The 22978-nt window shown below is 58.7% G+C and carries 21 protein-coding genes; 17 read left to right on the top strand and 4 right to left on the bottom strand.

The genetic code is table 11. The annotated features are described in order from the left end of the window. Positions 1-23 precede the first annotated feature (23 nt). Positions 24-2585, bottom strand: coding sequence for a [protein-PII] uridylyltransferase (locus KI610_RS12735; protein WP_226495338.1), 2562 nt, complete (start codon positions 2583-2585; stop codon positions 24-26). Beyond that, entirely contained in the window at positions 2585-3385 is an 801-nt protein-coding gene (gene map / locus KI610_RS12730) for a type I methionyl aminopeptidase (RefSeq protein ID WP_226495337.1), read from the bottom strand. Before map ends, KI610_RS12735 begins: the two co-directional genes overlap by 1 nt. 115 nt (positions 3386-3500) lie before the next feature. Between map and rfbD the strand changes: the two genes are divergently transcribed. From rfbD to KI610_RS12645, 17 genes are all read left to right on the top strand, one after another. After that, positions 3501-4412, top strand: a complete 912-nt coding sequence (gene rfbD, locus KI610_RS12725) for a dTDP-4-dehydrorhamnose reductase (protein WP_226495336.1) — start codon at positions 3501-3503, stop codon at positions 4410-4412. Positions 4413-4600: 188 nt separating this feature from the next. Beyond that, positions 4601-5347, top strand: a complete 747-nt coding sequence (rpsB, locus tag KI610_RS12720) for a 30S ribosomal protein S2 (RefSeq protein WP_226495335.1) — start codon at positions 4601-4603, stop codon at positions 5345-5347. A 56-nt stretch (positions 5348-5403) separates the two neighbouring features. After that, positions 5404-6303 carry a translation elongation factor Ts gene (gene tsf, locus KI610_RS12715; protein WP_226495334.1) on the top strand — a complete coding sequence of 300 codons (900 nt, stop codon included), beginning with the start codon at positions 5404-5406 and terminating at the stop codon, positions 6301-6303. Between the two features lie 15 nt (positions 6304-6318). After that, positions 6319-7035 carry a UMP kinase gene (gene pyrH, locus KI610_RS12710; RefSeq protein ID WP_226495333.1) on the top strand — a complete coding sequence of 239 codons (717 nt, stop codon included), beginning with the start codon at positions 6319-6321 and terminating at the stop codon, positions 7033-7035. 13 nt (positions 7036-7048) lie between these two features. Continuing rightward, a complete protein-coding gene (frr, locus tag KI610_RS12705) occupies positions 7049-7606 on the top strand; it encodes a ribosome recycling factor (RefSeq protein WP_226495332.1) in 558 nt (185 codons plus the stop codon). Between the two features lie 27 nt (positions 7607-7633). After that, the gene (uppS, locus tag KI610_RS12700) at positions 7634-8395 is read left to right on the top strand and encodes a polyprenyl diphosphate synthase (protein ID WP_226495331.1); all 762 of its coding nucleotides are present in this window, start codon (positions 7634-7636) and stop codon (positions 8393-8395) included. Continuing rightward, the gene (locus KI610_RS12695) at positions 8388-9218 is read left to right on the top strand and encodes a phosphatidate cytidylyltransferase (protein WP_226495330.1); all 831 of its coding nucleotides are present in this window, start codon (positions 8388-8390) and stop codon (positions 9216-9218) included. Before uppS ends, KI610_RS12695 begins: the two co-directional genes overlap by 8 nt. Next, a complete protein-coding gene (gene ispC / locus KI610_RS12690; protein ID WP_226495329.1) occupies positions 9215-10411 on the top strand; it encodes a 1-deoxy-D-xylulose-5-phosphate reductoisomerase in 1197 nt (398 codons plus the stop codon). The genes KI610_RS12695 and ispC overlap by 4 nt, the downstream gene beginning before the upstream one ends. Next, positions 10408-11775 carry an RIP metalloprotease RseP gene (gene rseP / locus KI610_RS12685; RefSeq protein WP_226495328.1) on the top strand — a complete coding sequence of 456 codons (1368 nt, stop codon included), beginning with the start codon at positions 10408-10410 and terminating at the stop codon, positions 11773-11775. Before ispC ends, rseP begins: the two co-directional genes overlap by 4 nt. Positions 11776-11778: 3 nt before the next feature. After that, positions 11779-14064 carry an outer membrane protein assembly factor BamA gene (gene bamA, locus KI610_RS12680; protein WP_226495327.1) on the top strand — a complete coding sequence of 762 codons (2286 nt, stop codon included), beginning with the start codon at positions 11779-11781 and terminating at the stop codon, positions 14062-14064. 48 nt (positions 14065-14112) lie between these two features. Further along, the gene (locus KI610_RS12675) at positions 14113-14583 is read left to right on the top strand and encodes an OmpH family outer membrane protein (protein WP_226495326.1); all 471 of its coding nucleotides are present in this window, start codon (positions 14113-14115) and stop codon (positions 14581-14583) included. A gap of 1 nt (position 14584) precedes the next feature. Next, a complete protein-coding gene (gene lpxD / locus KI610_RS12670; RefSeq protein WP_226495325.1) occupies positions 14585-15610 on the top strand; it encodes a UDP-3-O-(3-hydroxymyristoyl)glucosamine N-acyltransferase in 1026 nt (341 codons plus the stop codon). Positions 15611-15632: 22 nt separating this feature from the next. After that, positions 15633-16067, top strand: coding sequence for a 3-hydroxyacyl-ACP dehydratase FabZ (fabZ, locus tag KI610_RS12665; protein ID WP_226399761.1), 435 nt, complete (start codon positions 15633-15635; stop codon positions 16065-16067). A 1-nt stretch (position 16068) separates the two neighbouring features. Continuing rightward, a complete protein-coding gene (lpxA, locus tag KI610_RS12660) occupies positions 16069-16839 on the top strand; it encodes an acyl-ACP--UDP-N-acetylglucosamine O-acyltransferase (RefSeq protein ID WP_226495324.1) in 771 nt (256 codons plus the stop codon). Position 16840: 1 nt separating this feature from the next. Continuing rightward, positions 16841-17986 (top strand): lipid-A-disaccharide synthase, encoded by a 1146-nt coding sequence (gene lpxB, locus KI610_RS12655; protein ID WP_226495323.1) that lies wholly within the window; start codon positions 16841-16843, stop codon positions 17984-17986. Further along, the gene (rnhB, locus tag KI610_RS12650) at positions 17974-18564 is read left to right on the top strand and encodes a ribonuclease HII (RefSeq protein ID WP_226495322.1); all 591 of its coding nucleotides are present in this window, start codon (positions 17974-17976) and stop codon (positions 18562-18564) included. The genes lpxB and rnhB overlap by 13 nt, the downstream gene beginning before the upstream one ends. Continuing rightward, positions 18561-19331 carry a TrmH family RNA methyltransferase gene (locus tag KI610_RS12645; RefSeq protein WP_226495321.1) on the top strand — a complete coding sequence of 257 codons (771 nt, stop codon included), beginning with the start codon at positions 18561-18563 and terminating at the stop codon, positions 19329-19331. Before rnhB ends, KI610_RS12645 begins: the two co-directional genes overlap by 4 nt. On the opposite strand, the gene ppsR is transcribed toward KI610_RS12645, so the two are convergent. Beyond that, complete coding sequence (gene ppsR / locus KI610_RS12640; protein ID WP_226495320.1) at positions 19323-20141, bottom strand: posphoenolpyruvate synthetase regulatory kinase/phosphorylase PpsR; 819 nt, start codon at positions 20139-20141, stop codon at positions 19323-19325. The two genes, KI610_RS12645 and ppsR, sit on opposite strands and share 9 nt — an antisense overlap. 9 nt (positions 20142-20150) lie before the next feature. Beyond that, positions 20151-22913, bottom strand: coding sequence for a phosphoenolpyruvate carboxylase (ppc, locus tag KI610_RS12635; protein ID WP_226495319.1), 2763 nt, complete (start codon positions 22911-22913; stop codon positions 20151-20153). Between the last annotated feature and the right edge of the window lie 65 nt (positions 22914-22978).

The raw sequence follows: 22978 nt of genomic DNA, 5'->3' as shown, positions 1-22978 counted from the left end.
AGTAGTTGGCTAACCGCTAACTACTAACCGATCTTCAGACGTTCCATCAGCTCGGTTTCGAGGCGGATGCGTTTGCCGGTGTCGCGCAGGTCGCCGCCGCTGATCAGGAAAACGTCTTCGGCCCGTTCGCCGAGCGTCGTGATCTTGGCGGTATGCAGGAAGGCGCCGTGCTCGGCCAGCGTATTGGCGACGGTGTAGAGCAGGCCGGGGCGGTCGGCGGCGACCAGCGAAAGGATGAAATGCGATCCCTTTTCGTCGCCGCGGATGCCGACTTCCGGCTTGATCGGGAAATGCTTGACCTGCCGTGACAGGCGCCCGGCGGACGGGACGTCCGGCGGCATCTGGTGCAGCAGGCGCTGTTCCAGTTCGTGCTCGATGTAGGCGACCATTTCGCGGTCGCTATCACGATTTTCGACATCCAGTACGACGAAGCTGTCGAGCGCGTAGCCGTGGGCTGTCGTGTGAATCTTGGCGTCAACAATGCTGTAGCCAGCGCGGGCGAAGAAGCCGACGATGCGGGCGAAAAGGTCGGGCTGGTCCTGGGTGTAGACCATGACCTGCAGGCCTTCGCCTTCCTGGTAGGGGCGGGCGCGGACGACGGGCTGGTTGTTGTAGATGCGGTAGTGCAGCGAGCGCGTGTGCCAGGCGATTTCTTCGGCCGAATGGCGCAGGAAGTAGACGGTATCGAGTTGTTTCCAGAGACGTTCGTGAACGGTGTCGGAAAGGGCGAAGAAGCGCAGCAGGCGCATTGCTTCGGCCTGGCGTTCGGCAATCAGGCCGTGCCCGGCCGGGGCGTTGCCACTCGAGAGGTGATGCAGCGCCTGGTAATAGAGGTCGGCCAGCAGCTTGCCCTTCCAGTGGTTCCAGACTTTCGGGCTGGTCCCCCTGATGTCGGCATGGGTCAGCAGATAGAGCGACTGGAGGTGGCGGATGTCGCCGACCAGTTTGAGGAATTTGTCGATCACGTCCGGGTCGCTGAGGTCTTCTTTTTGCGCAACCTGCGACATGACCAGGTGATTCCGGACCAGCCAGACGACTAGTTCGGTGTCTTCCACGGTCAACCGGTGATTTTGGCAAAATTCCAAAGCATCGACGGTACCGAGCTCGGAGTGATCGCCGCCGCGGCCCTTGGCGATGTCGTGGAAGAGCGCGGCGATGTAGAGCAGCCACGGACGGTCAAGCTCGCTGACGATGCGGGAACACAACGGGTATTCGTGGGCGAATTCGCTCATCGTGAAGCGGCGGATGTTGCGCAGGACTTGCAGGATGTGCTGGTCGACGGTGTAGACGTGAAACAGGTCGTGCTGCATCTGGCCGACGATGCGTCCGAAATTTGGCAGGTAGGCGCCAAGTATGTCGAGCTGGTTCATGCGCCGGAATTCATGAATGATGCCGCGCTCGCCTTGCAGCAATTTGAGGAACATCGACCGGTTGGCCGGATCGGCCCGGAATTCCGGCGTGATCTGCTCGCGGGCCCGCCACAGGGCGCGTAGTGTGCGCGTCGTCATGCCGGACAGTTCATGGGTTTCCTGCATGACCAGGAAGCTGTCGAAGATGGCTGACGGGTCTTTTTCGAACAGGGATTCGTCCCGGATGTCGAGCAGGTTGCCGACCATCTGGAAATTGTCGTCGAGCGGCTGTGGCGTCTGTTCGTTTTCCGGAGTCAGCGCCGACGCCATGTTTTGCAGCAGGATGGTGTTGAGCAGGCTGACCGTTTTGGCATTGCGGTAATAGACCTGCATGAGCTGTTCGGACGCACGCTTGGCTTCGTTCGAGACAAATCCGTACTTGGCAGCCAGGTTGCTCTGGTAGTCGAACAGCAGGCGATCTTCACGGCGCCCGAGCATGAAATGCAGGCGTATGCGCAGGTGTGACAGGTATTCCTGGCACTCCCGGGCCTGGATCATGCCTTCGAGCGTGATGATGCCGTTCTTGTGCAGTTCCTCCCAGGTTGATCCGAAACCGGCCGCCTTGGCAATCCAGAAAATGACCTGAAAATCGCGCAGGCCGCCCGGCGAATCCTTGCAGTTCGGCTCCAGGCTGTAGGGCGTTTCGTTAAAACGGAGGTAGCGCTCCTGTTGCTCGATCTGCTTGGCTTCACAGAAAACGAGGGGGTCGAGATGACCGCGCAGGCGTTTCTGAAAAGTCGCGAAGAGCTTGGCATTGCCGGTCAGCAGGCGAGCCTCAAGCAAAGCGGTTTGCACCGTGATGTCGTTCTCGGCTTCGTTCAGGCAGTCCTGGATGGTGCGGACGCTGTGCCCGATCTCCAGACCTATGTCCCAGAAGGAACCGATCAGCCGTTCCAGTTTTTCCTGCAGGGCGCCGCTTGCTTCCTTGGGCAGCAGGATGAGCAGGTCAATATCGGAGGCCGGGTAAAGTTCGCCGCGACCGTAGCCGCCGACTGCGGACAGGGCGAGGGTGGCGGGAAAGTCGAACGAGGCCCAGAGTCTTTCGAGAACGCTGTCGACCTGTTGACTGCGTTCGGCGAGTAGCCCCTCGGCATCGCCGGTCCGTTCGTAATTTTCCTGGAGGCGGATCTGAGCCGCCTTGACTTCAGCCCGCAGCGCGGCGACATCGCAGGCCATCAGTTGATCCAGTCAGGTTTGGCGCGGCCGCCGGCAGAAAGCGTCATGATTTCGTAGCCCGTCTCGGTAACCAGCACGGTGTGTTCCCACTGCGCCGAGAGGCTGCGGTCCTTGGTGACGATGGTCCAGCCATCGGCCATTTCGCGGATGGCCGCCTTGCCGGCGTTGATCATCGGTTCGACGGTAAAGATCATGCCTGGTTCGAGCCTGGGACCGGTGCCGCCTTTGCCGTAATGCAGGACCTGCGGATCTTCGTGGAATTTGGCGCCGATGCCGTGGCCGCAAAACTCGCGGACGACCGAGCAGCCGTTCTTTTCAGCGTATTTCTGGATGATCGCGCCGATATCGCCCAGGTGTGCGCCTGGCTTGATGACCGAAATTCCCAGCCACATGCACTCGAAGGTGATTTCGCACAGGCGCTTGGCCTGGATCGAGCCTTCGCCGACGATGAACATCCGGCTGGTGTCGCCGTGGTAGCCATCCTTGATCGTCGTGATGTCGAGATTCACGATGTCGCCGTTCTTGAGCACGCGTTCGCCGGGAACGCCGTGGCAGACCTGCTGATTGACCGAGGTGCAGATCGATTTGGGGTAGGGGTTGTAGCCTGACGGCGCGTAGTTGAGCGGGGCGGGAATGCAGCCCTGCACATCGACCATGTAGTCGTGGCAGAGCTTGTCGAGTTCTTCCGTGGTGACGCCGACCTTGACGAAGGGTGCGATGTAGTCGAGGACTTCTCCGGCCAGACGCCCGGCAATTCTCATTTTTTCGATTTCTTCCGGGGTCTTGATGCTGATGCTCATGGCGGCTGTTCTGTGGGGCGTTGGCAAAGGGGAAGGATAAATGATGGGGCGGGTTTCGCAAAGCCGGGAGCGGCCAAAGTGGCATACTTGCGCTCTTCGACTTGCGAATTTTTCGATGACGATTCTTCTGCTCGGCAAGGATGGCCAGGTTGGTTGGCAACTCCAGCGTTCGCTGGCGCCGCATGGGGCTGTGGTGGCTTGTGGCCGGGCTCAGTGCGATTTGGCCGATGCGGAGCAGATTCGTTCCGTTGTTCGTCAAGTGCAGCCTTCGGTCATCGTCAATGCAACGGCCTACACCGCTGTGGACAAGGCCGAGTCCGAACCGGAACTGGCGCATCGCATCAATGCCGTGGCGCCGGGTGTTCTGGCCGAGGAGGCTGTCGTGCTCGGCGCCTTGCTGGTCCATTATTCGACCGACTACGTCTACGACGGCAGCAAATCATCGCCCTATGTCGAAAGCGATCCAACCGGGCCGCAAAGTGTTTATGGTCGGACCAAGCTGGCTGGCGAGGAGGCGATTCGTGCCGTCGGTGGTCAGTCGCTGATCTTCCGTACCAGCTGGGTGTTTGGCGCGCGTGGTGACAATTTCGTCAAGACCATCCTGCGCCTGGCGCGGGAAAAGGACAGCCTCAATGTCGTCGATGACCAGATCGGTTCACCGACCCCGGCTGCCCTGATTGCGACGGTGACCGGCGTCGTGCTGGCCATGGTTCGCCACGGTCAACCGGAAAAAATGGCCAAAAATGAAATCTATCATCTGGCCGCGGCGCGGCCGGTCAGCTGGTGCGAGTTTGCCCGGACCATCGTCGGGCTGGCCGGGCAGATGCCGGGCTTCAACCTGCGCCTGAAGCCGGAGGCGATTCATCCCATCACGACAGCGGAATATCCGACACCGGCCCGGCGCCCGGCCAATTCGCGCCTCGACTGCACTCGCCTGGAAACCGACTTCGGCTTGCAGATGCCCGACTGGCAACCGTATCTGGAGCGCATGCTGCAGCTGCTGGCGCTCAAACAGAACGGTTATTGAGCTTCCGGAAAGCCTGTTCTGCTGCTATAATCCGCAGGTTTTTCTCAGCCGTTATGGCTGAAAAAACGGTGGTCTGCACGGTGCAGGCAACCAAAATCCACACATCCGCCGATTAAGGGTGTCTGCCAGAATTCAACAATGGCGGGCGTTTCAGGCGGGTGGAGGTACAACCCTTAAGGAGTTTTACAATGTCCGTTACCATGCGCGAAATGCTGGAAGCCGGTGTCCACTTCGGTCACCAAACCCGTTTCTGGTCCCCCAAGATGGCCCCGTATATCTTCGGTGCCCGCAACAAGATTCACATCGTCAACCTCGAAAAGACCCTGGCCAAGTACAACGAAGCCATGGCATTCGTGAAGAAGCTGGCCGCTAACCGTGGTTCCGTGCTCTTCGTCGGCACCAAGCGTCAGGCTCGTGAAATCATCGGTGAAGAAGCGCTGCGCGCCAATTCCCCGTTCGTTGACCAGCGCTGGCTGGGCGGCATGCTGACCAACTTCAAGACCGTCAAGACTTCGATCAAGCGTCTGAAGGACATGGAAGTTGCCGTTGAAGCCGGTGAGCTGGAAAAGATGCCGAAGAAGGAAGCGCTGACCTTCCGTCGCGAACTGGAAAAGCTCCAGAAGTCCATCGGCGGCATCAAGGAAATGGGCGGCCTGCCGGACGCCATCTTCGTTGTCGACGTCGGCTACCACAAGATCGCCATTACCGAAGCTGAAAAGCTCGGCATCCCGGTCATCGGCGTGGTCGATACCAACCACTCTCCGGACGGCGTTGCTTACGTCATTCCGGGTAACGACGATTCTTCCCGTGCCATCCAGCTCTACGCTCGTGGCGTGGCTGATGCCATCCTCGAAGGCCGCAATCAGGTCATGCAGGAAATCGTTAGCGCCGGTGGTGATGACGAATTCGTCGAAGTCGTCGACGCAGCTGAATAAAGTTGTAACGGCGGAGCGCTAAGCTCCGCCTGTTTTAAAAGCTCAGGAGAAAAAATATGGCGGCAATTACCGCAGGCATGGTGGCAGAACTGCGCGGCAAGACCGACGCGCCCATGATGGAATGCAAGAAGGCCCTGACCGAAGCCGATGGCGACATGGCCAAGGCTGAAGAGATTCTTCGCGTCAAGCTCGGCAACAAGGCCTCCAAGGCCGCGACCCGCGTCGCTGCCGAAGGTATCGTTGCTGTCAGCATTTCTGCCGACGGCAAGCTCGGTGCAATCATCGAAGTCAACAGCGAAACCGACTTCGTTGCCAAGAACGACGAGTTCATCGCTCTGGCCAATGGCTCGGCCAAGCTGGTTGCTGAAAAGAACCCGGCTGACGTCGCTGCGCTGTCCGCGCTGCCGTTAGGCGACGGTACTGTTGAATCGGTCCGTGCCGCTCTGGTCGGCAAGATCGGCGAGAACATGTCGATCCGCCGCTTCGCCCGTTTTGAAGCCAAGGGCAAGCTGGTTTCCTACATCCACGGTGGCGCCAAGGTTGGCGTCGTGATCGACGTGGTTGGTGGCGACGAGCAACTGGCCAAGGATCTGGCGATGCATATCGCTGCCTCCAAGCCGAAGGCGCTGGATGCCTCGGGTGTTTCCCAGGAACTTCTGGACACCGAGCGTCGTATCGCCATCGAGAAGGCCCGCGCCGACAACAAGCCGGAAGCCATGCTCGAGAAGATTGCCGAAGGTACCGTTCAGAAGTATCTGAAGGACGTTACCCTGCTGGCTCAAGTCTTCGTCAAGGCCGCTGACGGCAAGCAAACCATCGAGCAACTGCTGAAAGCCAAGGGCGCTTCCGTCGCTGGCTTCGCGCTGTTCCTGGTTGGCGAAGGCATCGAGAAGAAGGTTGACGACTTTGCTGCTGAAGTCGCTGCCCAGGCTGCTGCCGCTGCTGCCAAGAAGTAATTGAAAGGAACGCCGATGTCTGCACCCAAGTACAAGCGAATTCTCCTGAAACTCTCCGGCGAGGCCCTGATGGGCAATGACGCCTACGGCATCAACCCGCAGACCATCGCGGGTATCTGCGGAGAGATCAAGGCGGTCGCTGACATGGGCGTGGAAATCGGCGTCGTGATCGGCGGTGGCAACATCTTCCGTGGCATGGCCGGTACGGCCACCGGGATGGATCGCGCCACTGCGGATTACATGGGCATGCTGGCCACGGTGATGAACGCCATGGCGCTGTCCGACGCTTTCCGCCAGTGTGGCCTCAATGCCCGCGTGCAGTCGGCGCTGAACATCGAGCAGGTTGTCGAGCCGTACATCCGCGGCAAGGCCATCCGCTACCTTGAAGAAGGCAAGATCGTCATCTTTGGTGCCGGTACCGGCAACCCCTTCTTTACCACCGATACCGCTGCAGCATTGCGCGGCTCGGAAATTGGCGCTGAAATCGTTCTCAAGGCGACCAAGGTCGACGGTATTTACTCGGCCGATCCCAAGAAGGATCCGCTGGCGACCCGTTACGACAAGATCAGCTTCAACGAAGCGATCTCCAAGAACCTGGCGGTCATGGATGCAACCGCTTTCGCGCTGTGTCGCGATCAAAAATTGCCGATCAACGTGTTTTCCATCTTCAAAACCGGCGCGCTGAAGCGCGTGGTCTGTGGCGAAGATGAAGGTACGCTGGTCTATTGCTGAGGGAGACTAAAAAATGATTCCTGAACTCAAAAAAACTGCTGAAGCCAAGATGCAGAAGTCGCTGGAAGCACTGCGACTTGATCTCCAGAAAATTCGCACCGGCCGCGCCCATACCGGCTTGCTGGATCATGTCCAGGTTGATTACTACGGTTCCATGGTGCCGGTGAATCAGGTGGCCAATATTACGCTGGTTGACGCCCGTACCATCGGCGTCCAGCCGTGGGAAAAGGCCATGCTGCAAAAGGTCGAAAAGGCCATTCGTGATTGCGATCTCGGCCTGAATCCGGCTTCGCAGGGCGAACTCATTCGCGTGCCGATGCCGGCGCTGACCGAAGAGCGTCGCAAGGAAATGATCAAGATCGTCAAGACCGAAGGCGAGGGCGTCAAGGTGGCCATTCGCAACCTGCGTCGCGACGCCAATACCCACCTGAAGGATGCGCTCAAGAAGGGCGAAATTCCGGAAGATGATGAGCGCAAGGCGCAGGACGACGTCCAGAAATTGACTGATCGCTACATCGTCGAAGTCGACAAGATGCTCGCCGCCAAAGAGGCCGAGCTCATGCAGGTTTAAGCCGGTTCCGCTCGGGTTCCCGGCTGCATGGCCTTCTTTTCCAGCTCAACACGACAGGTTCCGCCAACGGCGGTCGTGCCCCGGCACGTCGCCGTCATCATGGATGGCAACGGCCGCTGGGCGAAGAAACGCTTCCTGCCGCGTGTCGCCGGTCATGTCAAAGGTGTCGAGCTGGTACGTGAGATGGTTCGCGCCTGTCTTGAGCGCGGCATCCAATACCTGACACTCTTTGCGTTTTCGTCCGAAAATTGGCGTCGACCGCAGGACGAGGTGTCGCTGCTCATGCAGCTCTTCGTCAAGGCACTCGAGCAGGAAGTCGACAAGCTGGACCGCAATGGCGTTCGCCTGCGTATTATCGGCGACTTGTCGCGTTTCGAGCCGCGTCTGCAGGAACTGATTCGCCAGGCCGAGGTGAGGACTGCCGGCAATACCCGCCTCGACCTGACCATCGCCGCCAACTACGGTGGGCGCTGGGACATCATGCAGGCGACCAATCAAATGCTGGCCGCCCAGCCGGAAAAGCGTGACAGCTGGCAGGAGAGTGATCTCGAGCCGCATTTGTCGATGAGTTTTGCGCCGGAACCCGATCTGTTCATTCGCACCGGTGGCGAGGAGCGGATCAGTAATTTCCTGCTCTGGCAACTGGCATATACCGAACTCTATTTCACCCCTATCCTCTGGCCGGATTTCGACACGGCCGAGTTCGACAAGGCGATTACGTCGTTTCAACAGCGCGAACGTCGCTTTGGCCGAACCAGCGAACAACTGGTGGAAAAACCGAATGCTTAAAACCCGCGTCATCACGGCGCTGGTCCTGATGGCGTTGCTGCTGCCCAGTCTGTTTTATTCATCGCAGGCCGGCTGGGCCTTGCTGGTCGCCGGTTTCATCGGTGTCGCAGCCTGGGAGTGGGGCGCCTTGCTCGGTTGGCCAAGTGGCCGCCGTATCATCCTTGGTGTAGCGACAGCCCTGTTTTGCGCGATCTTATCTATCGTCGTTCCAGAAGCTATCGGGGCCGGCGAAGTCTCGGTGCCAGCGCAGCCGTGGGTTTTGATTGCCTACGCGGTGGCTACAGGTTTCTGGTGTCTGGTCATGCCGCTGTGGCTGAAAAACAAGTGGTCGCTTGGCGGTATTTCGGGTCTTCTGGTCGGGGTGGTGGTCCTGTTGCCAACCTGGCTGGCTATGGTTCAGTTGCGGATGCTCGGTGCTGGCGCGTTACTCGGAATTTTTGCCGTCGTCTGGATGGCTGATATTGCCGCCTATTTTTCCGGAAAAACTTTCGGCAAGCACAAGCTGGCGCCGACGATCAGCCCGGGCAAGACCTGGGAAGGCGCCATAGGTGCGGGCGTTGGCGTGGTTATTTACGGCCTTGTGGTTCGCCAGTTGTTCGGGCTGGAGTTCATGCCCTTGCCGCTCTGGGTTGCTGCGCTGGTTGGTGTGACGGCCATCAGCATCGTCGGCGATCTCTATGAGTCCCTGCTCAAGCGCAAGGCCGGCATCAAAGACAGCAGCAACATTCTTCCCGGCCATGGTGGCGTGCTTGATCGCATTGATAGCCTGACCTCGACACTGCCCGTCGTCGCCCTTGTCTGGCTCTTGTTCGTAGCCCAGTGAGCGCGACCTTGCAGAACATTACCGTACTCGGTTCGACCGGCTCGATTGGTGTCAGCACGCTGGATGTGATCCGGCGTCATCCAGATCGCTATCGGGCTTTTGCGCTTTGCGCGCATAGTCAGCTTGAAAAACTGTTCGAGCAGTGCATTGAGTTTCGTCCGCGTTTTGCCGTGTTGCGCGATGCGGCGCTGGCGGCCCAGCTCGCTGAGCGTTGCCGTGCCGCCGGGCTGGATACGGAAATTCGCCACGGCGTCGAATCACTCGTTGAATTGTCGTCCCTGCCGGAAGTGGATGCCGTAATGGCAGCTATCGTCGGTGCAGCCGGTCTGGAGCCAACGCTCGCCGCCGCGAGTGCCGGCAAAAAGGTCATGCTGGCCAACAAGGAAGTGCTGGTCATGGCAGGCGAGTTGTTCATGCACGCGGTCCGTGAGCATGGCGCGGCGCTGCTTCCGGTCGATAGCGAACACAATGCGATTTTTCAGTCTCTGCCTGGTGATTTCGCCCGGGGTCTCGATCAGTGCGGTGTCCAGAAGATTTTGCTGACCGCTTCCGGCGGCCCATTCCGCAATACGCCCTTGGCCGATCTGGCCAATGTGACACCTGATCAGGCCTGCGCCCACCCAAACTGGGTGATGGGGCGCAAGATTTCTGTCGATTCCGCGACCATGATGAACAAGGGCCTGGAAGTCATCGAGGCGCGCTGGTTGTTTGATGCCCCGCCAGAGATGATCCAGGTCGTCGTCCATCCGCAAAGCGTGATTCATTCAGCCGTCCAGTATGTTGACGGTTCGGTCTTGGCACAGATGGGCAACCCTGACATGCGGACGCCCATTGCTTACGCGATGGCTTGGCCCGAGCGCATTGCCGCCGGGGTCGAGCCGCTGGACCTGTTCAAGATTGCCCGGCTGGATTTTGTGGCGCCCGATTTCGAACGATTTCGTTGTCTGCAACTGGCCTATGACGTACTGCGTGAAGGCGGCACAGCACCTGCCATCCTGAATGCTGCCAACGAAGTCGCGGTCGCTGCTTTCCTTGACGGAGCTTTGCCGTTCCTCGGCATTGCGCAGCTTGACGATGCGGTTCTGCAAGCTTTACCGGCTGGCCCGGAAGGTAGTCTGGCCGATGTGCTGGCGGCCGATGCCGAGGCACGTCAGTTGGCGCACAAATTGGTTCGGGAACGCCATTTCGCGTGAATAACATCCCGTTTTACCTCGCTGCCTTTCTGGTAGTCCTCGGCGTCCTGATTGTCGTACATGAATTGGGGCATTATCTGGCAGCAAGGCTGTGTGGCGTCAAGGTGCTGCGTTTTTCCGTCGGCTTCGGGCGCATGCTGTGGAAAAAACAGCTGGGGAAAGATCAGACCGAATGGGCGATCAGTATTTTCCCGCTGGGTGGCTACGTAAAAATGCTCGACGAGCGTGAAGGCAAGGTTGCGGAAGAAGAGGTTCATCGTGCCTTCAATCGCCAGGGTGTCGGCAAGCGCAGCATCATCGTCGCAGCCGGGCCGCTGGCCAATTTTGCGCTGGCAATCCTGATCTATTGGGCGGTGTTCATGCATGGCAGTGAGGAATTGCTGCCTGTGCTTGGTACGCCACCTGTTGGTACGCCTGCAGCCATGGCTGTCATCGCGAACGGTGAGCAGGTCAGGACGGTTGATGGGCAGCCGGTAGCAACCTGGAACGACTTGCGCTGGATGCTCTTGCAAAAGGCAGTTGATCAGGAAAGCGTAGCACTTGAAGTGATCAACGAGCGCGACGAAATAGCCGTCCGCCATCTATATCTGTCTGCAGCTGGTGAACAGGGTTGGGAAGGTGATGCGCTGGAACGTCTGGGAGTGCGCTTCTATCGTCCGGATCTTCCGCCGGTGATTGGCAAGGTGGTGGCTAATGGTGTTGGTGAAAAAGCTGGTTTGCTGCCTGGCGACCGAATTCTGTCCGCTGTAGGAAAGGACGTACCCTCTTGGTACGAACTGGTTGCGATCATTCGTGACTCGGCGACAAAATCCATCCGCCTTGAGGTAGAGCGCCAGGATGAGATTGTTGTGGTCGACGTGACTCCTGAAGCAGTTTCAGAGCGTGGGCAGACGGTCGGCAAGATTGGCATAGCGGTCGCTGAAGGCCCGAAACCTGGTCGGGAGATAAAAACCTTTATCAGCTACGACATCGTTGATGCCGCTGGCAAGGCACTTGAAGAAACCTGGGACAAATCGGTATTCAGTCTGGTCATGATGGGCAAGATGCTGACCGGTGAGGTTTCCTGGAAAAATCTCTCTGGGCCAGTGACTATTGCCGACTATGCTGGCCAATCGGCGCGTCTTGGGCTGGACTATTACCTCAAGTTCATGGCGCTGGTCAGTATCAGCCTGGGGGTGCTGAATCTGCTTCCCATACCGGTGCTGGATGGTGGGCATTTGTTGTATCATATGATTGAAGTCGTCATGCGTAGGCCGCTTTCGGAGCGCGCCATGGAAATTGGGCAGCAAGTAGGTATGTCCATTCTGTTCGCCTTGATGGCTTTCGCCTTTTTTAACGACTTGACCCGCCTGTTTAACGGCTGAACGATGAAAAAATCCCTGTTGTCCATCCTGATTGCCGGCCTGTTTTCGACACCTGCGCTGGCTTTCGAACCTTTTGCGGTCAAGGACATTCGGGTCGAAGGGATACAGCGTACCGAAGCGGGTACGGTTTTTGGCTACTTGCCTGTCAAAGTCGGCGAAACGCTGACTGATGAAAAGGCTGCGCAGTCGATCAAGGCGCTATTCGCTACCGGCTTCTTCAAGGATGTGCGGATCGAGGTCGAGAAAGACGTCATGGTTGTTGTCGTCCAGGAGCGGCCGGCCATTGCAACGATCAATTTTGTCGGCCTCAAAGAGTTCGAGAAGGATGTCATCGTCAAGGCGCTCAAGGAAACGGGTATTGCCGACGGGCGCATCTTTGACCGCGCCTTGCTGGAAAAGGCTGAGCAGGAACTCAAGCGTCAGTATCTGACGCGGGGCAAGTATGCAGCCAATATCACGACGACAGTGACCCCGCTTGAGCGGAATCGTGTTGGCATCAATTTCAATATCGAAGAAGGTGTTGCAGCCAAGATCAAGCAGATCAATCTGGTTGGCGCCAAGGCTTTCTCTGAAAAAGAATTACTTAGTCAGTTCGAACTGACGACGCCCGGTTTGCTGACCTGGTATACCAAGAACGATCAGTATTCCCGGCAGAAATTGTCGGCCGACCTGGAAAAACTGAAGTCGTTCTATATGAACCAGGGGTATCTGGAATTTGCCGTCGAATCGACGCAGGTTTCAATTTCTCCGGATAAGCAGGATGTCTACATCACCGCCAATATCGTTGAAGGCGAACGTTTCCAAGTGTCGTCAGTCAAGATGGCCGGTGATTTCTCAATCCCTGAAGATGAGTTGAAAAAGTTGGTCACCATCAAGCCGGGTGATGTCTTCTCTCGTGAAAAGCTAAACGGCTCAACCAAGGCCATCAGCGACCGTCTTGGCAAGGAAGGCTATGCCTTTGCCAACGTCAATGCCGCGCCGGAAATCGACAAAGAGAAGCGCAAGGTTGCTTTCACCATTTTCGTCGATCCGGGGAAGCGTGTTTACGTTCGTCGCGTCAATGTCACCGGCAATACCAAAACTCGTGATGAGGTCATTCGCCGTGAAATGCGCCAGATGGAAGGCGGCTGGTACGATGCAGACAAAGTGACAGGCTCCAAGCAGCGGCTTGACCGTTTGGGCTTCTTTGGCGACGTCGCTATCGAGACGCCAGCGGTGTCTGGTACTGCAGATCAACTGGACGTAAACGTCAATGTGACCGAGAAGCCGACGGGAAACCTGATGCTCGGTCTTGGTACATCCAGTGTGGACAAGATCATCCTGTCCGGTTCGATTGCTCAGAACAATTTCATGGGGAGCGGCAACAACGTTGCTATCCAGGTGAATTCTGCCAAGACCTATCGGACCTATGTGTTCTCCTACACCAATCCGTATTTCACGCAGGATGGCGTCAGCCAGGGTTTCGACCTCTATCAGCGGACAGTTAACACGACGACCACGGCAATTGCCGCCTATAGTTCGTCGTCTTATGGCGGTGGCCTTCGGTTTGGTTTCCCGATTGGCGAGAAAGAGTCTTTGGGTGTAGGTCTGGGCGTCGATTCAACCACGATCTCGACCTACGACTCCAGCCCGAGCTATTACAAGGATTACGTCAGCAAATTTGGCGCGACCAATCTTTCCATTCCGCTCACCCTGAGTTGGTCCAGCGATGGCAAGGATAGCTACTTCTTCCCAACGCGCGGGACTTTCCAAAAGGCATCGCTTGAAGTTGCGTTGCCAGGCGGCGATCTGACCTATTACCGCGCCAGCTACCAGTTGCAGCACTTTATTCCGCTCTCTTCAAGGTTTACTTTGATGCTGAATGGCGAAGTGGGTTATGCCGAGGGATACGGCGATTCCGGCCTGCCCTTCTTCAAGAATTTCTATGCGGGCGGTATTGGGTCTGTTCGCGGCTACAAGGCTTCGAGTCTTGGCCCGATTACCCGGGATGCCAGCACCGGCACTGATTACCGTATTGGCGGAAATCGCAGGGTTATTGGCAATGCCGAGTTGCTGTGGGGAATTCCCGGCATGGAAAAGAGCTTCCGCATGGGATGGTTCTTTGATGCCGGCCAGGTTTATGGGAACGATGCAGCTCAGTCGTCCAGTGGTCTTCGCTATTCGACAGGGATTTCCGCATCGTGGATTTCTCCGATCGGTCCGCTAAAATTCAGTTTTGGTCGGCCGCTTAAAAAGCAAGAAAGCGACAAGACAGAGTCCTTCCAGTTCCAGATGGGCACCACGTTTTAATTCAGGAGCGTCAAGTTGAAAATCAAGTCCGTAATTCTCGCATCGTTGATGTCTGCACTGTTTGTAAGCGGTGCGGTTGCCTCCGAGTTGAAGGTTGGTTACGTCAATACGCAGCGTATTTTCCGTGATGCGCCAGCGGCGCAGAAGGCAGCCAAAAAGCTGGAAGGTGAGTTTGCCAAGCGCGATCAGGATCTTCAGCGCATGGCCAAGCAGTTGCAGGGTCTGCAGGAAAATCTGGAAAAGAATTCGGTGACCATGGCGGAAAGTGAACGCCGCACCAAGGAAAAGGAATTCGGCGAGATTTCCCGCGAATTCCAGCGTCGCCAGCGTGAGTTCCGCGAAGACCTGAATTTGCGCCAGAACGAAGAAAATGCGGCGGTCATCGAGAAGGCCAACAAGGCGATCAAGCAGATTGCCGAGAACGAGAAGTATGACCTGATTCTGCAGGATGTCGTTTGGGTCAGCCCCCGTCTCGACATAACGGAACGTGTGATCAAGGCTCTGTCGGAAGGCAAGTAATATGGCTGGTTTGGGTGAGACTACTTATACTCTTGCCGACATCGCCGCCCAATTGGGCGGCGATGTGCTTGGAGACCCGCAAACGCGCGTTTCACGTGTGGCGCCACTGGTCTCCGCCGCTGAGGGCGAGATTACTTTTCTGGCCAATCCGAAATTCCGGAGCCAGCTAGCGACCAGCAAGGCATCGGCGGTTATTTTGCGCCCGGATGCTGCTGACGAGTTTGTCGGAGCGCGTATTGTTACCGGCAATCCGTATGCCTATTACGCTCGGGTGACCGCGCTGCTGAATCCGCAATCTGTCGGCTTCATTGGCATTCACGCCAGTGCCGTGCTTGAGTCTGCGGTTCCTGCCAGCGTAGTCATCGGCCCGAACGTGGTTATCGGCCGGGGGGTGACTTTGGGCGAAAACGTGGCCATTCATGCCGGCTGCGTGATTGGCGATGGCGTCTCAATCGGCGATGGGTCGGTGCTGTATCCCAACGTCGTGGTTTATTACGGATGCCGCATAGGGTACGGGTGCATACTGCATTCCGGCGCTGTGATTGGCGCCGACGGATTTGGCTTTGCACCGGACGGGCAGTCCTGGGTAAAAATTCCGCAGATTGGCGGGGTGGTGGTTGGCAACGATGTCGAAATCGGGGCCAATACGACGGTTGACCGTGGCGCCCTGGAAGACACGGTGGTTGGTGATGGTTGCAAGATCGATAATCTGGTTCATGTCGGACACAACTGCCGGATCGGCGCCAACAGTGTGCTGGCCGGATGTACTGGCGTTGCAGGTAGTACCGTTTTTGGTGAGCACTGCATTGTTGGCGGTGCCGGCATGATTTCCGGTCACCTCAATATCGTTGGCGATACGACGATTTCCGGCGGCTCGACTGTCATGAAGAGCATTATGAAGCCCGGTGTTTACACGAGCGTTCAGCCCCTCGATACACATGAGGACTGGTTGCGTAATGCATCGCATATTCGTCGGCTTGCCAAGCTCGCAGACCGTGTGGCTGAACTTGAGAAAAAACTTAAATAGAATTATACAAGGGGTTGATTAAATGGATATTCAAGCAATCATGGAACACCTGCCGCACCGCTACCCGTTCCTGCTGGTCGACCGCGTTGTGGAGATTGAACTGGGCAAGTCCATCCATGCCTACAAGAATGTAACGATCAACGAGCCATTTTTCATGGGTCATTTTCCCCATCACCCGGTGATGCCCGGGGTGCTGATCATGGAAGCGCTGGCGCAGGCGGCAGGTATTTTGTCGTTCAAGTCGATGTCCGAGAAGCCGTCGGCTGATACGGTGTTTTACTTTGCTGGCATTGACGAGGCTCGCTTCAAGAAGCCAGTTCTGCCGGGTGATCAGTTGCACCTGCATGTCGAGATCGAGCGCCATATGCGCGGTGTCTGGAAATTCAAGGGCGAGGCGCGCGTTGATGGCCAATTGGCGGCAGAAGCACGTCTAATGTGCGCCCAGCGGAAGCTCTAAAATGATCCATTCGACTGCCATTGTCGATCCGGGTGCCAAGATTGGCGCGAATGTCGAGATCGGGCCGTATTCGATCATCGGTCCGGATGTCGAGATCGGTGACAACACCGTCATCGGTCCGCATACCGTGATTCGTGGCCATACCAGCATTGGTCGCGACAACCGGATTTTCCAGTTCTGCTCGCTCGGCGAAGTGCCGCAAGACAAGAAATACGCTGGCGAGCCAACCCGTCTGGAAATCGGTGACCGCAACGTGATCCGCGAGTTCTGCACCTTCAATCTGGGTACCGTCCAGGATGCAGGTGCTACGCGGCTGGGTGACGACAACTGGATCATGGCTTACGTGCATATCGCCCACGACTGCCAAGTCGGCAACAAGGTAACTTTCGCCAACAATGCTTCGCTGGCCGGCCATGTCGTGGTCGATGACTGGGCGATTCTCGGCGGTTTCACCGGCGTACACCAGTTCTGCCGGATTGGCGCGCACGTCATGACCGCTGTCAGCACGGTGATCCTCCAGGACGTGCCGCCTTACCTGATGGCCGCCGGCAATACGGCGACACCTTACGGCATCAATGTCGAAGGTTTGAAGCGGCGTGGTTTCACCGCCGAATCAATTACCTCGCTCAAGCGTGCCTACCGCACTCTCTACAAATCCGGGCTGTTGCTCGAAGAGGCCAAGAGCAAGCTGACCGAGGATGCAAAGACGCAACCGGATCTGCAACGCCTTGTCGACTTCCTGGACGTTTCGAAGCGAGGCATCATTCGCTGATATGGGCCGCGCCGTACGGATTGCCATGGTGGCAGGGGAGCCTTCCGGGGATCTCCTGGCCAGCCACCTGATTGCTGCCTTGAAAGAGCGTTTGCCGGATGCCGTATTTTTCGGCATTGGTGGGCCGCGCATGGAGTCGCAGGGTTTCGAAGCCTGGTGGCCGATGGAGAAATTGTCGGTCATGGGCTATGTCGATGCGCTCAAGAATTACCGGGAAATTTCCGGTATTCGTCGCCAGCTGAAAAAGCGCCTGCTCGATATTCAGCCCGATATCTTCATCGGTGTCGATGCGCCCGATTTCAACCTCGGTCTGGAAACCAGCCTCAAGTCGGCCGGGGTCAAGACCATTCATTACGTCAGCCCGTCGATCTGGGCCTGGCGTGGTGGGCGTATCAAGAAAATTGCCCGCGCCGTCAATCGCGTGCTGGCGCTCTTCCCGATGGAGCCCCCGCTCTACGAAAAAGAGCATATTCCGGTGACCTATGTCGGGCATCCGCTGGCTGACATCATTCCGCTGCAGACCAGCAAGCAGGCTGTGCGTGAAAAGCTGGAATTGCCGCGCGATTACCCGATTTTCGGTATGTTGCCAGGGAGCCGTCAGGGCGAACTGGCGATGATGGCCGATACCTTCGTGCAAACCGCCAAATTGATAGTAGAGCGCTTGCCCAACGCGATTTTTGTCGTGCCGCTGGCAACTCGCGAGACACGGCTGCAGTTTGAAGCGGCGATTTATCGCCAGCAGGCCGGTGAAGTTCCTTTCCGGTTGCTTTTTGGCCATGCCCATGACGCCTTGGGTGCCGCCGATGTATCGCTCGTCGCCAGCGGTACGGCGACGCTTGAAGCGGCGCTGATCAAGCGGCCGATGGTCATTACCTACAAGATCGCCAAGCTTTCCTACTGGCTCATGAAGCGCATGGCCTATCAGCCCTTCGTCGGGCTGCCCAACGTCCTGGCCGGGCGTTATGTCGTGCCGGAAATCCTGCAGGACGAAGCGACACCGGAAAACCTGGCCGAGGCGCTGCTCAAGTTGTACGAAGACAAGGAAAACGCCGCGGCAGTTGAAGCCGCATTTACCGACATTCATTTGCAGCTACGTCAGAACACGGCGGAAAAGGCCGCCAACGCGGTCATTGAATGCCTGAACTGATCGTTCCCGAAGGCCTCGTCTGCGGCATCGACGAGGCCGGCCGTGGTCCCCTGGCCGGTACGGTCGTTGCGGCGGCCGTCATTCTCGATCCGCTGCGGCCAATTCCCGGTCTCAACGACTCGAAAAAACTCAGTGAAAAGAAGCGCGATGCGCTCGCCGTGCTGATCCGCGAACGGGCCGTGGCTTGGGCGGTAGCCTCGGCCTCGGTTGAGGAGATTGATCGCCTGAACATCCTGCACGCTACGATGCTGGCCATGCAGCGCGCGGTGGCCGGGCTGGCCGTGCGGCCGACCAGCGCCATGGTCGATGGCAATCGTTGCCCGAAACTGGATATTCCCTGCGAAGCCGTGATCAAGGGCGACGGCAAGATCGCGTCGATTGCGGCGGCCTCGATTCTCGCCAAGACCGTCCGCGATGCCGACATGCTGAACCTGCACGCCCAATATCCGATGTACGGTTTTGACCGCCACATGGGCTATCCGACGGCTGCGCATTTTCAGGCGCTTGAGGAACACGGTGCCTCGCCGGTACATCGCCGCAGTTTTGGCCCGGTGGCGAAGCAGCTTTCCCAGCTATGAAACTGATCCAGTCGCGCGATAACGCGTTTTTCAAGTCGCTCAAGCGGCTGGCCGAATCCGGGCGCGAGCGGCGGAAAACCGGGCAAACGCTGCTTGATGGCGTGCATCTGGTAGAGGCTTACGAGGCCGTATTCGGGCCCGTGGACAGCTTGATCGTTGCCGAATCGGCGCTGGGCGGTGGTGAAGTGGCCGGATTTGTTCAAGGTCGGGAAACGGTAGCGCTGGCTGATTCCCTGATGCGTGATCTTGGTCTGGTCGATACGCCGAGCGGCTTGCTGGCCCTGGTCAAAACGCCGCGGGCGACTGCCACGGTCAACCGGAAAAAAGACGCTATTTTGATAGATGGCGTACAAGACCCCGGCAATGTCGGCACCCTGCTGCGCACCGCGGCAGCGGCTGGAATCGGGCAGGCGCTACTGTCGTCCGGCTGCGCCTCGGCCTGGTCTCCCAAGGTTTTGCGCGCCGGGCAGGGGGCGCACTTTGCGCTGGCTATCCATGAAGAGTGCGATCTGGCTGGCTTCATGGCCGGCTACGAAGGTACGACTGCGGTTACCTGTCTGGACGGCGCCACGTCGCTTTATGCGGCGCGTTTGGATGGACCGATTGCCTGGGTATTCGGCGCTGAGGGGCAGGGGGTCAGCGCCGAGCTGATTGCCGCCGCCCAGCTCAGAATTCGTATTCCGATGCCGGGTGCGGTGGAGTCGCTCAATGTCGCTGCGGCTGCGGCGGTGTGCCTGTTTGAGGCGCTGCGCCGCAAGTTAGCGTAGCTTCAGTTCCTGCAAAATCGTCGTCGATATTTCCTCGATCGACTTGGTCGATGAATCCAGCCAGCGGATTCCTTCGCGACGCATCATCTTTTCGGCTTCGGCAATTTCGTAGCGGCAGTTGGCCAGCGAGGCGTACTTGCTGTTGGCACGGCGCTCTTCGCGAATTTGGTGCAGGCGTTCGGGCTGGATGGTCAGGCCGAACAGCTTCGAGCGATGTTTTTCGAGCGTGCTTGGCAGGCAGCCGCGGTCGAAATCCTCGGGAATCAGCGGGAAGTTGGCAGCCTTGAGGCCGAATTGCATGGCCAGGTAGAGCGAGGTCGGCGTTTTGCCGCAGCGTGATACGGCAACCAGAATGACGTCAGCTTCGGCGAGATCGCGGTCGGTGATGCCGTCGTCGTGGGCCAGCGTGTAGTTGATCGCCTCGATACGGTGCTTGTATTCGGAGCTTTCGGCCGAGCCATGCGAGCGACCGACGGTGTGGTTGGACTTCTTGCCGAGTTCAGCTTCCAGCGGAGCCAGGAAGGATTCGAAGTAGGACAGGCAGAAGGCGTCGGATTGATGGACGAGGCTGGCCAATTCGGGGTTGATCAGCGTCGTGAAAACGATCGGCCGCATGCCGTCCGATTCGCCTTGGGCATTGATGCGGGCAACCGCCTCCTGCGCTTTTTCAACAGTTTTGAGAAAGGGGATGCGGATTTGCTTGAACTCGATGTCCTCGAACTGGGTCATCAGGCTGTGGCCGAGGGCTTCGACCGTCAGGCCGGTGCCGTCCGAGACGAAGAAGACTGTGCGTTTGATAGGGGTAGGCATGCGCTGATTTTACCCGCTGTTGCGCAGTCCGGAAGCGACGCCGTTGATCGACAGGTGGATGCCGCGGGCCACGCGCTCGTCGGTTTCGCCGGCGCGGTGGCGCTTGAGCAGTTCGACCTGCAGGTGATTGAGCGGGTCCATGTAGGGCGAACGAAGTTGCAACGAGCGCTTGAGCATCGGATTGTCGGCGAGGAAATCATCCTGTTCGAGAATGGCCAGCAGGTGCTTTCTGGTTAGCGCCCATTCCGCCTTGATCTGGTTGAAAATCCGTTCGCGCAGGCCGGCATCAGTAACCAGTTCGGCATAGCGCGAGGCGATGGCGAGGTCGGTCTTGGCCAGCACCATGTCCATGTTGGAGAGCAGGCTCTGGAAGAAGGGCCAGGATTTGACCATGCGGCGGAGCGTCGTCAAACCTTCAGGATTGGCCGCCAGATAGCCGTCGACCGCAGCACCGAAGCCGTACCAGCCGGGCAACATGAGCCGGCATTGCGCCCAGCTGAAAACCCAGGGAATGGCGCGCAGATCTTCAATGCGTTCTGAGGCCTTGCGCGAGGCCGGGCGGCTGCCGATGTTGAGCAGGGCGATTTCGGATACGACCGTCGATTGGCGGAAATAAGTCGTGAAGCCCGGCGTTTCATAGACCAGGCCGCGGTAGGCGTTGAAGGCACGCAGCGAGAGGTCGTCCATCACGGCGTGGAACTGCTCGGCTGGCTCGACCTTGTTTTCATGGTCGGTCAGGCTGGCTTCGAGCGTCGCGGCGAGCAGCACTTCGAGGTTGCGGCGGCCGGTGTCGGCGTTGCCGTATTTGGTCGAGATGACTTCGCCCTGTTCGGTCAGGCGGATCTGGCCGGAAACGGCGCCGGCCGGCTGGGCCAGGATGGCGTGGTAGGTCGGGCCGCCGCCGCGGCCAACTGAGCCGCCACGGCCGTGGAACAGGCGCAGGCGCACGCCGTGCTGCCGGAATACCTGGGCCAGTTCGATCTCGGCCTTGTAGAGTTCCCAGCCCGAGGTCAGGAAGCCGCCGTCCTTGTTGGAATCGGAGTAGCCGAGCATGACTTCATGCTCGTCGCCGCGGCCGGCGATCAGTTCGCGGTAGGCCGGAATGGCGAAGACGCCGGCCATCGTTGCCGCGCTCTTCTGCAGGTCTTCGATGGTTTCGAAGAGCGGGATGATGTTGACGTTGAGCTTTGGCTTGGCGCCCGGCAGCAGCAGGCCGGATTCCTTGAGGAGCAGGGCGAGTTCAAGCAGATCGGAAACACCGTCGGTTTTCGAAATGATGCAGTTGGGCAGCGCGGCGTTGCCATAGCGCTGGCGCAGTTCGTTGGCGGCGAAGAAAATGGCCAGTTCGCCCTGGGTTTCTTCCGAATACGTCAGGTAGGGCGAGTAAAGCGGGCGCGGGGTGCTGATTTCCACGGTCAACAGGGAAATTCGCTCAATTTCGGAAAGTGCTTCGTAATCCGGGCAACGGCCGGCGCCGGCGAGCAGTTCGGCGACGCTGCGAGCGTGGACTTCGGAGTTCTGGCGCAGGTCGATGGGTGCCAGGTGGAAGCCGAAGATCTGGACGCCGCGCATCAGTCGGCGCAGGCGACCGCCGGCCAGATTGCCGCTGCCGTTGAGCTTGAGCGAATTGGCCAGCACCTTGAGGTCGGCGCGCAGGGCGTCCGGCGTAGCGTAGGGTTCGGCCTGGCCGATTTCGTGGCGGACCGGCTCAACGTGGTCGAGGACGCGGGCGGTTGCGGCAAGTCGGGCATAGATGCCGGACAGGGCGCGGCGGTAGGGCTCGTCGGCGCGTTGCGGCGAGTGGTCGGTGGAGTGTTCGGCCAGCGCCAGCAGTTCCGGCGTGACTTTGATCAGCAAGTCGGAAAGCGGCAGTTCGCCGCCCAGTTCGTGGATTTCTTCGAGGTAATGATTGAGCGCCGCGGCCGACTGCAGGCGCAGGGCTTCGCGCAGGATTTCGGCGGTGACGAACGGGTTGCCGTCACGGTCGCCGCCGATCCAGCTGCCGACGCGGAAGAAGGGCGGTAGCGCCCAATGCGTGTCGGGGTAGCGCTTCTGCAGTTGCTGCGTCGCCTGGATGTAGAGGCGTGGCAGTTCGGTGAAGAAAGTTTCCTTGAAATAGGTGATGCCGTTCTTGACCTCGTCGAGCACCTTGAGGCGCACCGGGCGCAGCATGCGCGACTGCCACAAAGTCAGGATGGAATTGGCGATGCCGAGGTCGTTTTCGGCCTCTTCTTCCGGTGTCATCTGCAGGCGTTCGCGCTGGTCGAGCAGGCGGGCGAGGTCGCGGTGATTGCGGATCAGGCTCTGGCGCTGGACTTCGGTCGGATGCGCGGTGAGCACCGGGGCGACGACGGCGTGGGCGAAGAAGTCGGCAATGGCTTCCGGCGAGACCGCTGCGGTCGACAGGGAATCGAGGGCAAAAATCAAACTGCCTTCGCGCGGCGGCGAGCCGGCCAGATCGTGGGCGCGACGGCGGCGGATGTGGTGCTCGTCCTCGGCGATGTTGGCTAGCTGCAGGAAGTAGCTGAAGGCGCGGACGACGGCTTGCGTCGTGTCGCGCGGCAGCGGGTCGAGCAGGGCGGCAAGTTCGTTGCGGGCGGCCGGGTCACCGTCGCGGGCAAAACGGACGGCAGTCTGGCGGACGCGCTCGACGATGTCGTATACCGATTCGCCCTCCTGCTCACGCACGGTGTCACCGAGGATGCGGCCGAGCAGGCGAATATCGTCGCGAAGGGGTTCGTCCTTGCTGGTGTCCAGTGAGGCTTGGTGCATGAGCTGTTTCCTGTTGGAGTTTTCGGTATTGTTTGTTTTTCTCGATATTCTGACCTTTGCGCAAC

This window comes from Ferribacterium limneticum, from assembly GCF_020510565.1.
Lineage (GTDB): Bacteria > Pseudomonadota > Gammaproteobacteria > Burkholderiales > Rhodocyclaceae > Azonexus > Azonexus limneticus_B.
Note: the sequence above shows the minus strand (reverse complement) of the source record. Positions and strands in the feature narration are given on the sequence as shown.